13 protein-coding genes are annotated in these 14,492 nt (G+C 62.5%); 10 read left to right on the top strand and 3 right to left on the bottom strand.

The window, feature by feature from the left end:
- The first annotated feature begins 78 nt into the window (after positions 1-78).
- A complete protein-coding gene (locus tag AC3G7M_RS20150) occupies positions 79-1,911 on the top strand; it encodes a sigma-54-dependent Fis family transcriptional regulator (protein WP_489216358.1) in 1,833 nt (610 codons plus the stop codon).
- Between the two features lie 27 nt (positions 1,912-1,938).
- Here the strand turns inward: AC3G7M_RS20150 and AC3G7M_RS20145 are convergent, their stop codons facing one another.
- The 3 genes from AC3G7M_RS20145 to AC3G7M_RS20135 all read right to left on the bottom strand — a co-directional run bounded on the left by AC3G7M_RS20145 (position 1,939) and on the right by AC3G7M_RS20135 (position 4,355).
- Complete coding sequence (locus tag AC3G7M_RS20145) at positions 1,939-2,424, bottom strand: nucleoside deaminase (protein ID WP_489216356.1); 486 nt, start codon at positions 2,422-2,424, stop codon at positions 1,939-1,941.
- Positions 2,425-2,488: 64 nt separating this feature from the next.
- Complete coding sequence (locus AC3G7M_RS20140) at positions 2,489-3,454, bottom strand: hypothetical protein (protein ID WP_489216354.1); 966 nt, start codon at positions 3,452-3,454, stop codon at positions 2,489-2,491.
- A gap of 145 nt (positions 3,455-3,599) precedes the next feature.
- The gene (locus AC3G7M_RS20135) at positions 3,600-4,355 is read right to left on the bottom strand and encodes an IclR family transcriptional regulator (protein ID WP_489216352.1); all 756 of its coding nucleotides are present in this window, start codon (positions 4,353-4,355) and stop codon (positions 3,600-3,602) included.
- A 105-nt stretch (positions 4,356-4,460) separates the two neighbouring features.
- On the opposite strand from AC3G7M_RS20135, the gene AC3G7M_RS20130 reads away from it, so the two are divergent.
- From AC3G7M_RS20130 to AC3G7M_RS20090, 9 genes are all read left to right on the top strand, one after another.
- Complete coding sequence (locus AC3G7M_RS20130; protein ID WP_489216350.1) at positions 4,461-5,954, top strand: aldehyde dehydrogenase family protein; 1,494 nt, start codon at positions 4,461-4,463, stop codon at positions 5,952-5,954.
- Positions 5,954-7,156, top strand: a complete 1,203-nt coding sequence (locus AC3G7M_RS20125; protein WP_489216347.1) for a M20/M25/M40 family metallo-hydrolase — start codon at positions 5,954-5,956, stop codon at positions 7,154-7,156. Before AC3G7M_RS20130 ends, AC3G7M_RS20125 begins: the two co-directional genes overlap by 1 nt.
- Before the next feature lie 11 nt (positions 7,157-7,167).
- Positions 7,168-8,772, top strand: coding sequence for a GMC family oxidoreductase (locus tag AC3G7M_RS20120; protein WP_489216345.1), 1,605 nt, complete (start codon positions 7,168-7,170; stop codon positions 8,770-8,772).
- The gene (locus AC3G7M_RS20115; protein ID WP_489216343.1) at positions 8,769-9,713 is read left to right on the top strand and encodes a threonine ammonia-lyase; all 945 of its coding nucleotides are present in this window, start codon (positions 8,769-8,771) and stop codon (positions 9,711-9,713) included. The genes AC3G7M_RS20120 and AC3G7M_RS20115 overlap by 4 nt, the downstream gene beginning before the upstream one ends.
- A 196-nt stretch (positions 9,714-9,909) precedes the next feature.
- A complete protein-coding gene (locus tag AC3G7M_RS20110; RefSeq protein ID WP_489216341.1) occupies positions 9,910-11,253 on the top strand; it encodes an ABC transporter substrate-binding protein in 1,344 nt (447 codons plus the stop codon).
- A gap of 6 nt (positions 11,254-11,259) precedes the next feature.
- Positions 11,260-12,162, top strand: a complete 903-nt coding sequence (locus AC3G7M_RS20105) for a carbohydrate ABC transporter permease (RefSeq protein WP_489216339.1) — start codon at positions 11,260-11,262, stop codon at positions 12,160-12,162.
- Positions 12,159-13,019 (top strand): carbohydrate ABC transporter permease, encoded by an 861-nt coding sequence (locus AC3G7M_RS20100; RefSeq protein ID WP_489216337.1) that lies wholly within the window; start codon positions 12,159-12,161, stop codon positions 13,017-13,019. The genes AC3G7M_RS20105 and AC3G7M_RS20100 overlap by 4 nt, the downstream gene beginning before the upstream one ends.
- Positions 13,020-13,057: 38 nt before the next feature.
- Entirely contained in the window at positions 13,058-14,134 is a 1,077-nt protein-coding gene (locus tag AC3G7M_RS20095; RefSeq protein WP_489216335.1) for an ABC transporter ATP-binding protein, read from the top strand.
- Positions 14,135-14,143: 9 nt separating this feature from the next.
- A complete protein-coding gene (locus tag AC3G7M_RS20090; protein WP_489216333.1) occupies positions 14,144-14,473 on the top strand; it encodes a N,N-dimethylformamidase alpha subunit family protein in 330 nt (109 codons plus the stop codon).
- Positions 14,474-14,492 lie beyond the last annotated feature (19 nt).

The raw sequence follows: 14,492 nt of genomic DNA, 5'->3' as shown, positions 1-14,492 counted from the left end.
TTTCGGAACAGTTGCCCATGGCACCAAGGCTTTGGTAGTGTCTCTGCAATGCCCCGAAAGCGGGCTGTTAGGGAAACCATGCTGATTTCAGCAGAGGATCGTCTGGTTCGCGCACGTGCGGTGCTGGAACGTCGTCATGCCATACCCGCCGATCTGCTGGCACCGGATATCTCCGCGAGCTGGTCGCGCTGCCTGAGCTATGGGCTTGATCCTGACAAGCCCCCTGCCCTGAAGCATGTCGAAGCGGGCGCCCTGCATCACGCGCGCAACGCCGCGGGTGCCATGCGCCCCCTCGTACTCGCTGAGATGGAGACGCTATATCATCAGATTGCCGGCAGCAATTTCATGATCGCCTTCGCGCTGAGCGACGGGCTGCTGCTGGATACGATCGCCGATAACAGCTTCAACACGACCGCCGACACAACGCGCATCCGTCCCGGCTGCCTGTGGTCCGAGCCAAGTTGCGGGACCAACGCCCTTGGCAGTGTCGCGACCACGCAGCGGGCTTTGACAATCCATGGTGGCGAGCACTTCTTCAACCGCTATGCACAATTGACCTGTACGGCCGCGCCTGTCTTCGCACCCGATGGCACGCTCGCGGGGGTGTTGGACGCCTCATCCGACTGCCGGTCGCGGCAGCAGCATACCCGTGCGCTGGTCGGCATGGCGGCCACGCAGATCGAGAACGGATTATTCCGGGAATTGCATCGCGACGCAATCGTCATCGCTTTCCATAATCGCGCGGAGTTTCTGCATACGCTGAGCGCGGGGCTGATGGCCTTCAATGCGGCCGGCGTCATTCTGGGTGCCACGCCCCGCGCCCGGCTGTTCTTGCAAGGCCTGCCGGCGGTCGCTGGCCGCCAGTTCGAGGAGGTCTTCCGCCTGCCCTTCGGTGCCTTCGTCGATTCCGGGCGGCATGCCCCACGCGCCCGGTTGCAGGACCGCGTGGGCAGCGTCTTCGTGGCCCATATCGAGCATCTCAATCCAACCCCCCGGGTCTCTTCCACCCCACCGGCCGCCAAGGCGGCCAATTTCGTGGCTGCCGACCCGGCAGTGGTGACGGCCATGCGTAGGGTGGAGGCGGCCGCACTGCGTGGACTGCCGATCCTGATCCGGGGCGAGACCGGCACCGGCAAGGAACAGCTGGCCCGCCATGCCCATACGGCGAGCGGCAGGCGTGGTGCCTTCGTGCCGGTCAATTGTGCGGCCTTGCCGGATACGCTGGTGGAGGCGGAGTTGTTCGGTCATGCGGAGGGTGCCTTCACCGGCGCCCGGCGCGGTGGCGCCCCTGGCTTGGTCATGCAGGCGCATGGCGGCACGCTGTTTCTGGATGAAATCGGCGACATGCCAATCACGCTGCAATCCGTGCTGCTGCGGCTGCTTGATGACTGGACAATACGGCCGGTGGGCGGCGGCACCAGCCGCAAGGTCGATGTCCTTCTGGTCGCCGCGACCCATGTCGACCTGGCCGAACGCGTGGCGCAGGGCGCGTTCCGCGCGGATCTCTATTACCGTCTGGATACAATCGAAGCGATACTGCCGCCGCTGCGGGCGCGAACTGATTTTGCTGAGATTGCGCGGCATATTCTGGCGTCCCTCCATCAAAGCACGCAAATCGAGGAGGCGGCCCTGGCCCATCTCGCGCGTCACGCCTGGCCCGGCAATATTCGGGAGCTGCGCAATCTGCTGACGCGGCTGACGCTGATCGACCATCCTGACCGGATCGATTACGCCGCGATCGTGGGAGCCGTCGGACCTGCCAGCAGTGGCGCCGTCAACCTGCGCGCCCAGACAGTCGCGCGCATCGCCGCCGTCCATCGCGAACTGGGCGGCAATCTGAGTGCGACTGCCCGCCGCCTGGGCGTCTCGCGCAATACGGTCTACCGGGCCCTCAGCCCGCGGGCGGAGTGACGCCGCCCACGGTCAGAGGCGCATCCGTCAGTATTGAACGCGGTCAGTTTTCGCCTGGTACATCTTCCAGATCTCGACGGCCTCGGCGCGCATGATCTGCTTGATGGGCATGTCACGCTGGTCGACCGGCTTGCGGATTTCCGCATAGATCTTGCTGTCGTCGAAATTGCCGTATTCCAGGGCGTCCTCGACCGAGGCCGCGTAAAACACTTTCTCGATCCCGGCCCAATAGGTTGCCCCCATGCACATGGGGCAGGGTTCCGCACTGGTATAAAGCGTCGCCCCGTCAAGCTTGAAGCTGCCCTCGGCCTTGCAGGCATTACGGATCGCTTCGATCTCGCCATGCCAGGTCGGATCATTTTCCGCGACGACGCGGTTGGCGCCTTCGCCGATGATCTTGCCGTCTTTCACGATGACGCAGCCGAAGACGCCGCCGGCGCTCTCGACCATCGAGGTGATGCGGGACAGCTCGATCGCCCGAGCCATGAATTTTTTGTCGTCTTCGTCGGCCATATGTCTCTCTTTCGGGTCAATGCAGTTAGGGGGCTTGATAAGACCGCAGGGAGTAATCCCCCACCTAGTAGACCAGCATGAAGAACACAATCTCGGCCGCATAGAGGGCGGCTATGGCGCCGGCCCCCAATATTTCGGCACGCGCCCGTTGCTTCGGGTCCGGGGTCAGCCACCAGCCAAGCAGAACGATCGCCAATTTCATTAAAGGCCACGAGACGAGCGAGACGCTGATCGCGTTTCCGATGAAGGTCGCGATCGCCATAGGCACATGGGTCAGCAGCGGGCTGAGAAACCGGATTTCCAGCATCACCACCGGAAACAGCACCAGCAGCACCAGGCAGGTCTGCTTCCAGGCCGCGGGCGGCGGCTGGTCGGGCTCTGTCGGAAACCATCCCGCAAAAGGATTGGCGAGCCGCTGGCTCTTCCAATGGGAGACGAGCGGATCGGCCCTCTCCAGCAGGGCCCGGCGCTCCGTCGATCTGAGCCAAGCGTCGAGCTGTTCCGGCGTGCTGTAGCGGACCAGCGTTGTCCAGTAGGTGATATTTGCCGAAATCGGTGCCTGCACGAGCGTGCCCATATAGCCGGGGAACACGGCCTGGGCCGCCTGCATGCTTTGAGCCCAGGACTGGAATGTTTCCTCCCGTCCCCGCTCGATCTCGGTCGTGATGACCTCCGTCACACAGGTCAGGGAGTGGAAGTCCGGCGCCACCTCATCCAGCAGGCTGCCGTCGCTACTGGCGCACAAAGAACTGAGTTCTGCCAGAAGCCGATGGCGCGACGTCCCCGTCTGCCATCGATCCAGAAAATCAACCGTTTGGAATCGCTGAATTATACGCCATTCTGCGGCGCCCACGAAGGCCGGAATGATTTCCAGGCTGACAAAGCCCGGTTCTGTTGTCGCCGCATGGGTAAAGCGGGATTGCCAGGCGGCAAACTGCGCCTCGCAGCCCGCCCGTACGATGACCTTGGTCATGACGGCCGTCGCGAGGGATGCCCGCTGGACCGCCGCCTGTGTCGGTTCGGCTGTCATGACGCAACTACTTTATGCGCGAGAATAGGCATTGACACCGATGAGCGACAGCGAGGTGAGATATGGTTGTCTTATCGCATTGGTCTACACCAACTTTACCGGTCCCGATATCCTCGCCTTTCATGTGCCGGCTGGAGCGGACCTGTCATGAAAGCCCGGCGGCGCGCGCCGCACCGGCGCACACTTCGGCCAGGGCGGCCAGATGATCTTTCAAAGCCACCGCCTCGCCCGGGCGGCGCAAGCAGGTCATCAGAACGCTGGCAACCGCTTCCCTGTTCCGGTCGAGCACGGGACAGCAGAGATCGACAAGGCCGACAAAATGCCGGCTTTCATGATAATCGAAGCCGTCCTCACGGATGCGGGCCAGATCCGCCGTCACCGCCGCCTCATCAAAGCCGGCCGGCAGCAGCGGCCGCGCTTCCTTGATCATGGCGGCCTGCATAACCGGCCTTTGAAAGGCGATGACGACCTTGCCTGACGTCGCGTCCAGCGCCGGACGATGAAAGCCCAGGCGCAGGCTGAAGACCAGATCGCGCCCGCCGGGGGCGGCCCCCAGAACGACGGTCTTGCCCTGATGCACGACGACGAGATGGAGGGAAAACTCCGTGCGATCGGCGAGATCCGTCATCAGCGGCATGGCGGCGGAGACCAGATCCCGCGCCCGCGGCGTCCGCAGACCGAGGGTGAACAGCCGGTCCGTCAGCTGCAGCGTGTCGCTGTCCGCATCGCGCGCCACATAGCCGCGCTCCAGCAGAACCATGACCATGCGGAAGATTTCGCTTTTGGACCGGCCAAGTTGGGCGGCCAGACGGGTGAGCGATAGCGGCTCCGGCTGCACCGACAGCGCCTCCAGAATATCGAGACCCTTTTCCAGAGCGGGTGCGGAATAGCTTGCTTTCATTCCTGAACTCCGAAGCAAGAACGACGTTTCATTAGTGGTATTGACACCACAGACGAAACACTACTAGCGTTTTGTCATAGATGCTTATCCGCTTCAGGAGGCCGCTTGCACCTGCTCAAGGGACTGCGCGTGCTGGAAAGCCCCGATGGCCTCACCGTCGGACGGATGCGCATCGGCCAGACCTGGTCCAACGGGTCCTCTGACCGCTTTCTTGAAATCGTGAGCCCTGCGACCGGCGCGCGCATCGGCGCGGTGCCGCTTGGGACGCGGGAGGATGCCGCCCGTGCAGTGGAGGCTGCCGTCGCCTCGAAACCTTTCATCTCCCAACTATCGGTCTGGGACAGGGCCAAGCTGTGCCAGGCCGTGGCTGACCGAATTGAGGCGCGCGCCGAAGAACTTGCCCGCCTCCTGACGCTGGAACAGGGCAAACCCTTCCATGCCGAAGCGAAGGGCGAAATTGCCGGCGCGGTCACTGCCTTTCGCGATGCCGCCGAACAGATCAAATGGCTAGAGACGGCGGCCTTCCCGCTCGCGGACGGCCATAAGCGCGCCTATAGCTTTCTGCAGCCGAAGGGCGTTTTCGGCATCATCACGCCGTGGAATTTCCCGGCCGCACAGCCCTGCATCTATTATCTCGCGCCGGGCCTTGCCACCGGCAATGCCATGGTCTGGGTGACGGCGCCCACGACCTCGCTGATCGCCTCCAAGCTCATGGAATGCTTCGCCGAAGCCGGCGTGCCGGACGGCGTGATCAACCTTGTCACCGGCGAAGGCTCGGTCGTGGGCGACGCGGTCGTGACCCATCCCGGCGTCGATGCGATCGCCTTTACCGGCAGTTCCGAAACCGGCGCCATCATCGCCGCGCGGGGCGCCGGCAAGCCGCTGATGCTGGAACTGGGCGGGAATGGCCCGACGCTGGTGCTGCGCGACGCCGATGTGGCGATGGCGGCAAGCCGCATCGCCACCGGCTGTTTCGCCAATGCCGGACAGATCTGCACGGCGACCGAGCGCGTGCTGGTCCATGACAGCGTCTATGACCGCTTTGCCGAGGCCATGGTGGCGGAGGCCGCCCAGGTGCGGATGGGTGACCCTTTCGACCCCGCGACCACCATGGGACCGCTCAATAACGAGCCCACCGCCGCCAAGATGGACGAGCATCTGGCGGACGCCCGCGAGCGCCAGGCCCGCATCGCCTTCGGCGGCAAGCGGATGGAGGGCATGCCGACGGCACTGCATTACGAGCCGACCGTCGTCACCCATCTGACGGCGGATGCGAAGCTCAATATCCATGAGACCTTCGGCCCGGTGGCACCGCTCATCCGCTTTCGCGACGATGACGAGGCCTGGGATATCATCGGCCGCAGCCGCTTCGGCCTCTCGGCCGCGGTCTTCACCAGTACGATCAAGGATGCCTTCCGTTGGGCGGAATCGCTCCGCGTCGGTATCGTCAATATCAATGAAATGAGCCCCTTCTGGGAGACGCATATTCCGGCCGGTGGGGCCGCCGGCACCGCCAGTGGCATCGGCCGCACGGGCGGACGGCATACGCTGCTGGAAATGTCCGACCTCAAGACCATCACGATCGATATCTCGCGCTGATGGTTGTTCTTACCACCGCGTCCGAGACGAATACGCCTGACGGCAAAACCGCCCGTCTTCTCTCCCGCCTTGTCGAAATCCCCAGCATCAATCCGGCTTTTCGCATGGAAGGCGATCCTGCGGCCTGGTTCGGTGAACAGGTCAAGGCCATGTTCGTCGCCGGCTGGCTGCGGGATGCCGGCATCGCCGTCGAGCTGCAGGAGGTGCTGCCCGGCCGCCCCAACGTCGTCGCCCGTGTGCCGGGCCGCACGGGACGGCACAGCCTGCTGCTCGAATGTCATCTCGACACCGTACAGGTGACGGGGATGGAGGCGCCCTTCACGCCCATTCTGCGCGACGGGCAGTTGCACGGCCGCGGGTCCGTGGATGATGGCGGCTGTGTCGCTGCCATGATGCTGGCGATGCAGGCGCTGGCGGCAAACCCGGCTGATTGCGATGTCATTCTGCTCGCCGCGATCGACGAGGAATTCCAGTATCGCGGGGTCGCGGCCTATCTCGCCGCCGGAAACCGGGCCGATGGCGGCATCGCCGGGGAACCGACCAGCTTACGCGTCGTCACCGCCTGCAAAGGCTGCGTGCGCTGGCGGATCGAGGTTGTCGGCCGCGCCGCCCATAGTTCCGAGCCCTGGCGCGGCGCCGATGCCATTGCCGCCGCGACCGATCTTCTCGCCCATCTACGCACTGAGCTGGAGCCGCGTCTGGCCGCGCGCCACCATCCCCTCGTCGGCTCGCCGACACTGGTCTGTTCCATGATCGAAGGCGGGCAAGGACCCAATACCATCGCCGAGCGATGCCTTCTCACCTTTGACCGCCGCACCTTGCCCGGCGAGAGCGGCTTGGACGGCTGGCTGCAGGCCAAGCGGGTGGCCGAGGCCTTTACTGCGCAATTGCCGAAGGGCGTGCAGATCATCGTCCACCCGCCCTTCATCGACAGTCTGTCCATGGCGATCGACAATGCGGATGACCCGATCATCCAGGCCGCCCGCACCGTCTGCGGCCAGTACGGCATCGACGACACGCCCATCGGCGTTGCCTATGGTTCGGACGCGACCAAGATGACGGATGTCGGCGTGCCGACCATCGTGTTCGGTCCCGGCAGCATCGCGCAGGCGCATGCGGTCGATGAATTCGTCACTGTTGCCGATGTGACGCGCGCCGCCCGCATGATCGAAGACATCGCCCGGCACTTCCAAAGCTGTTGAGGACACAGAGCATGAACGCGCCCGCGACTGGACATCAGTTCGACGTCATCATCGTGGGTGCGGGTGCGGCCGGTGCGGTGCTGGCCAACCGGCTGTCGGCCGACCGACGCCGCCGCGTTCTGCTGCTCGATGCCGGCCCCAATTATCGCAGCGCCGAGCAGCCGGCTGAGATGGTGAGCCCCAATCCCTTCAATCTGCTGCTGCCTGAGCATTTCCAGAAGCAGTTCATGTTCGATAATCTGATGGCGCGCCGCACGCGCGCCCAGGAGCCGCGTCTCTATTGGCGCGGCAAGGGTGTGGGGGGCAGTACCGCGGTCAATGGACAGATCGCGATCCGCGGCGTGCTGGATGCCTTCGATGAATGGGCGGACTACGGCTGCCCCGGCTGGGCGGCCGATGACGTGCTGCCCTATTTCATCAAGCTGGAAGATGACCTGACGCTCGGCAATCATCCCTATCACGGCACCAGCGGACCCATTCCGGTCTATCGCGCGCCGGTGGAGAGCTGGGGGCCGGTCGATCGCGCACTCCGCGATGCCGCGATGGGCCTCGGCCATCCCTGGTGCGACGATCTGAACGCGCCGGAAGCTGAAGGCGTGTGCTGTTTCGCCATCAACAGCCGGGACCACAAGCGCGTCTCCACCAATGACGCCTATCTGGAGCCGGCGCGCGATCGCCCGAACCTTACCATCATTGGCGATGCGTTGGTCGATAAGGTGCTGCTCGACGGGCTGCGCGCGACCGGCGTGCGCGTGGCACTCCCCGCAGGGCTGCAGGATTTTTCAGCGACGGACGTCATCCTCTCCGCCGGCGCCATCCATTCCCCCGCCATTCTGCATCGCTCCGGCATCGGGCCGGGTGAATGGCTGACCCAGGCCGGCATTGCCCAGCTGCATGATCTGCCGGTGGGCCAAGGCTTCTTCGACCATCCCTTCGTCCGCGTCGAACTCAAGTTGAAACCGGAATTCCGTTCCCAGGGACGGGATACGCGGCACACCAATTGCTGCGTGAAATTCAGCTCGGGCCTTCCGGGTGCTGCGAAACACGACATGCTGCTCGCCTCCTTCAATCATGGCGGCATCGGTGTCGACCAGGACATGTCGCAATTCGGCGAGGCGGGCATTCATGTCATGCTCTATGAATGCCGCAGCCGCGGCACCGTGCGCACGCTCTCCGCCGATCCGCGCCATCATCCCGAGATCGACGAGAATATGATGAGCGATCCCTTCGATCTGGGGCGCATGCGCGCCGGCGCCCGCCATCTCGCGCTCATCTGCAATCACGAAGCGACCCGCAGCCTGTGCCGGGATATTCAGATGGGCAATACGGGATTGCCGCTGGCCGAACTGCTGACCGCGTCGGACGACGATATCGATACCTGGCTGATGACTGACTGCAATGATGCCCAGCATGGCGCGGGCGGCTGCGTCATGGGTGTGGAAGGGGAGAATTGCAGCGTCGTGGATACAGATTGCCGCGTGCATGGGATGCAGGGTCTGCGCGTGATTGACGCCTCCGTCATGCCGCGCGACTGCAAGGCCAATACCAATCTCACGACGATCATGATCGGCGAGAAAATGGCCGATGCCTTTCTGGCAAGCGACCGCCGCGCATGATCACGCTGGAGGATGTCCGCGCGGCAGCTGATCGCATTCGTGGATCGGTGCGGCAGACGCCGCTGCTGGACGCGACGCTCGCGCAGCGCCCACTGCTGCCGGATGGTGCCTCGCTGTTTCTCAAACTCGAATGCCTGCAGGTCACCGGGTCCTTCAAGGCGCGCGGCGCCATGAACCAATTGCTATCGCTGCCGAAGGAAAGCGTCGCGCGCGGCATCGTCACCGCGTCAGGCGGCAATCACGGCATCGCCGTCGCGCGTGCCGCTTATACGGCCGGCGTGCCCGCGACCGTTTTTCTGCCTGACACTGCGGCACAGGCAAAGCAGCAGAAGCTCAGATCCTGGGGTGCGAGCCTTCATCTCGTCGGACGCTATTGGGATGAGGCGCATGCAGCCGCCACCGCTTTCGCGCGTGATGAAGACCTGCCCTATTTCCATCCCTTCGCGAGCCCCGCGATTGTCGCCGGCCAAGGCACTGTGGCACTCGAAATTCTGGAACAGGCGCCTGAGATCGATCTGTTTCTCATCGCCATCGGTGGCGGCGGCTTGATTGCCGGCATGGCGACAGTGTTGCGCGCGCTCCGTCCCAATGCCCGCATCATAGGCATTGAGCCCACCGGATCGCCCACGCTTTATGCGAGCCTTCAGCAGGGGTCCGTGGTGACGCTCGATCGCGTGACGACGACAGTGCCCACCATGGCCTGCGCGCGCACCGATCCTGGCATTTTCGACATTGTTCGGACGCATGTTGATGAGATCATTCTCCTCGACGATGCCGCGATGTTCGATGCCGCGCGCTGGCTGTGGTTTGAATTCGGTCTCGCCGCTGACGCCAGCGGTGCGGCCGCCGTGGCTGCCCTTCTCTCCGGGCAGATTTCCGTCGCCCCTGGCACGCGCATCTGTGCGCTTGTCTGCGGGGCGGGCCTCGATGGCTTATCCTGACAGCGCATTCCGATACCAGCTGATTCTAGCGATTGATTGTTGATATCCGGCACGGTTTTTCTTTGAATTTGGTACGAGATTTGCTTTAATTTCTCGATAGGTTGCTTCTCTAGACCATTGCCTTGTCTATACGGATGACCGGCCGGGATGCCACACGCCTCCATAGCCTATCCATTCAGAAAGTCGAAGGTCATCAATGAAACGTCGTGAATTCGGGACTTTGGCAGCGGCGATGGGACTTGCCGCCACGCCTATGGCACGCGCCTTTGCTGCCGTCGCTGATTTTGAGCCGTCCAGCGGCAAGCCTGTCTACTTCCGTGGCTGGCAATTTGCACCGGAAGTTGTCCAGTCTAATGTGAAAAGATACAATGATCAGGAGCACGGCAAGATCGACTATGCGACCGTGACGGGCGACTATCCCGCCATCATGGAGCAAAGCCTGATCGCCAAGGCCGATCTCGATGTGCTCTATGCCAATCCCTCGACCGCCGTGCGCTATTATGAGGGTGGTTGGGTTTTGCCGGCCGAGACTTTGCCGGCAGCCGCCGATATCAAGGCCGATATGCTGCCGCAATTTCTGGATGCCTGGTCCTATGACGGCAAGCTTCTGGGCCTCTCCTATTTCGCCAGCACACGCGGCTGTATTCACACCAATCTTCTCGCCTATAACAAAGCCGGCCTGACGGATAAGGATTTTCCGGCCGATTGGGATGCACTCTACGATCAGGTCTATGCGCTGCATGACAAGGGCGTCAAAGCCCCCATCCTACCACATTGGTTTGGCGAATGGTACGGCATTTCCTGGGGCTTCGTCATGGAAGTGCTCAACCGTGGCAATCCTCTCGCTGATCCGACAACCCATAAGCCGACGCCGACGACCGACCCGAACGGCGCCGCCTATAAGACGCTCGCGCAATGGAAGAAGCTGTGGAACTCCAAACTCGTTCCGCAGGAAGTTTTGACCTATAATGAAGCCGCCTATATCGATGCCTTCGCTTCCGGCCGCTACGTCTTCAGTCCGCAGCAGATCTATGATGTGCAGACGATGAATACGCCGGGCCGCTCGCAGATTGCCGGCCACGCCACCATCCTGCCCGTGGTGAAGCAGCCCTGGGGCCTGATCGATTCCGCGCTCTATCTCATGACGAACCGCAAGCGCGCGGATGCGCAGACGGATGACGTCAAGAAATTCGCGTCCTGGTACGGCTTCAAGGACGGTGACGGCAAGACCTTCGTAGCGGACCGCTGGATGAACACCCATATGCTGTTTTCCGCCTACAAATCGGTCATGGATTCACCGGCGACGGAAGCCCGCATCAAGAAGGCCGTCGCCCGGCCCGACGATTACGCCGTTCTGCTTGACGTCTATAAGCAGACGCCCTTCCCCACCGGCATCTGGCGTGTGGTCTGGTCCGAGGAATTCAATTCCTTCCTCAAGGACACTTTGTCCAAGTTCCTGCTCAACGATGGTGACATCGCCAAGACCATCACCAGCATGAACGATCAGATCAGCAGCCTGAACGACAAATACGGGATCTGATCCGGCATGGCGACGATCCCGAATAAGAGGCGGCGGGAACTGACCGATGGGCAGTTTGCGCTGATGATCGGCCTGCCGGTCATTCTTCTGCTCGCCGTGATCGTCGCCTATCCGCTGGTCTACTCGGCCTGGATGGCCTTTCACCGCATCATGTTTTTCGGCGGCTACCGCACGAAATTCGTCGGCTTCAAGAATTTCGAGACGGTGCTGAGCGATCCGGAATTCTGGTGGTGTACCTGGGTCACGATCCGCTTCACACTGGAAAGCGTCATCCTGACGATGCTGCTGGGCCTGGCCATCGGTCTTCTGCTCAACCGGCCGTCCCGCTTCGGCGGGTTGCTGCGCACGCTGGTGTTTCTGCCCTGGTGCGTCTCGCTTTATGGCGCCGGGCTGATGTTTGCCTACCTCGCCCGCGGCCAGACCGGACTGCCGACCGCTATCCTGGCGCATCTCGGCATGCAGCAGGTGCCGGATTTCATGACGACACGATCGATTGTCGAGGTATTGGCCATCGGCAGTTCCTGGACGATGGCGCCGCTGGTCGGCTTCTTTGTGCTCGCCAATCTCAAGACCATTCCGAAGCGTCTTTACGATCTCGCGGCGATCGACCAGATGACGTCGCTCGAGACTTTCTGGAACGTCACGCTGCCGCCGCTCCGCTTCACGCTTTTCGTCTTCACCTCCATCGTGACGGTGCTCTCGATGAAGCTGTTTGACTTTATCTTCGTGATTTCCGATGGCGGTCCGGGCGATGCCTCCTCCACCCTCACCTATCAGCTTTACAAGGTGAGCTTCAAAAACCTCAACCTCGGCTATGGCGCTGCCATGTCTTTCCTTCTGCTCTTCCTCATCATCGGCTCGACGATGAGCCTGTTTCTGCTCTGGGGCCGGCGGGAGAAGCCGTTGTGACACAGCGCCGCACCAATTTCGTCATCGCCATGGCCGTGCTCATCATCTGGTCCCTGCTGCCGATCCTGTGGTTCATTCGCATGGCCTTCATGAGCCATGCTGAGATTACGCAATTCCCGCCGCATATCATCCCGGCCAGCTTCAATCTCTCGTCGTTTTTCAATATCTTTGGCTTTGACTACAGGCTTGCCGATGGTTCGATATCGCCGGCCTCCGGTCAGGCCGGGCAGATCGAACTCGGGCTGCAGAACAGCGTCATCGTCTCGGTCGTGGTAACCCTGATCACCATCGTCATCGTCGTGCCGCTTGCCTATGTCTTTGCGCGGCTCGACTTCCGCTTCAAAAACGTCCTGCTCAATGCGGTCCTGCTGGCCGTCGCTATTCCGCCGGTCTCAACCCTCATTCCCTTCTACACCATGTATGTGCAGCTGGGGCTGGTCGGCACGCTGCCGGGGCTGATCATCATCGACCTGACGACGACCGTGCCCTTCGTCACCTGGATGCTGATCGGCTATTTCCGCAACCTACCGCCGATCGAGCGCCTGGCCCGCATCGATGGTTTCAGCCGGCTGCATACACTGCTGTTTCTTATCCTGCCGCTCGCGCGCAGCGGCGTCGCGGTCTCGGCCATCATCGCTTTCCTGTTCGCTTGGAATGAATTCACCTTCGCCCTTGTCCTCGTCAACGGCACGCCGGCGACCACGCTGCCCTCGGCCATTTCCGGTTTCCTTGGCCAGGACCCTAATCCGGCTCAGCTCGCCGCCTGCATCCTCATCACCATCATCCCGCCTGCCCTGGTCGCCTTCTTCCTGCAGCGGCATCTGGCGGAAATGAACATCGCCGACCCGGTTCGTTGACGATGACGCACAGCGCCCCGTTTGGAGCCCTTGTCTGAATGGCAAAGATTGCATTGCGGAACATCCGCAAAACCTATGACCGCTACGTCGCTGTCGAGAACCTGGATCTGGACATCATCGATGGCGAATTCCTCGTCATGCTCGGTCCCTCCGGCTGCGGGAAGACAACAACGCTGAACATGATCGCGGGATTGGATTACCCAACCCAGGGGCAGATCCTGTTTGACGGACGCGAGGTCACGGGCGAGCCGCCGCATGGGCGCAACGTGGCGATGGTCTTTCAGTCATCGCTGCTCTACCCGCATCTGACCGTGCGCAAGAATATCGAGGCGAGCCTGCGGCACAGCAAACTCTCGAAGGTCGAGCGCGCGGAGCGCATTACGGACGCCGCACGCATGCTGGAATTGGAGCCGATGCTGGACAAGCTGCCCAGCCAAATGTCGGGCGGCCAGCGCCAGCGCGCCGCGACCGCCAAGGCCATCGTGCGGGAGCCCGCCTGCTTTCTGCTGGATGAACCGCTCTCGGCACTCGACGCCGCCTTGCGGTTGTCGCTCCGCTCGGAACTGGTCAATCTGCAGAAGCGCCTGGGCACTACGACTGTTTTCGTGACCCATGACCAGGTTGAAGCAATGACGATGGGCGACCGGATCGCTGTCATGTCAAAAGGCAATCTGGAGCAGATCGGCACGCCGGATGATATCTACAATCAGCCGGCCAGTCTGTTCGTCGCGACCTTCCTGGGCTCCCCGCCGATGAATATCGTGGCGGGCGAGGTGGCAGACGGCATCTTCCATGCCGGTCCCGTGGCGATCGACCTGGCCGGAAGGACAATCCCCAACGGGCCAGCGAGCCTCGGCGTGCGGCCGCAGCACGTGACCGTCACTGCAGCCGATACGCCCGGTGCGATCCCCGTCACCGTCTATGCACTGGAACATCTGGGCCGGGAATCCGTCGTCATCGGCGATGACGGTCTGGGCAACAAGCTGCGCGCGCTGGTGGACCCCGGATTTCATGCCCGCATTGGCGACAGACTGGGTATCATGCCCGCGGTCGCCGCGTGCTTCTTTTTCGGCGCAGACGGGCGCCGTATCACGACCCACCTCTCCCCCGCATAGAGGGCGATCATGTACCGCATCAATCCTGAGACCGATCAGCCCTTCGTGGAGGAGTTCCGGCGCCAGCCGGTCGGGCGGCACAGCCCCGGCCTCATGCGTGTGCTCAACGCCCTGCGTTACGACCCGAGCGGCAAGCAGATCGTGCTCTTCTGCCGCAAACCCTTTGCAGAATGGCAGATTGCGGAAATGCCGGCCAACCGGCTGGAGCCGCTGGTGTTTGAGGACAGTCCCATTTTTACTAATCGGGATGAGGCGGAGTGGGAGATTTTCCGCAGGCGTTGGTTCAAGGCGACAGGTCAGCATCTGAACCAGCCTTTCCGCAATGCCGACGAAGCCTGATCGCGAGCGGGGACGAAGA

It is taken from the genome of Acidisoma sibiricum (assembly GCF_057837225.1).
Note: the sequence above shows the minus strand (reverse complement) of the source record. Positions and strands in the feature narration are given on the sequence as shown.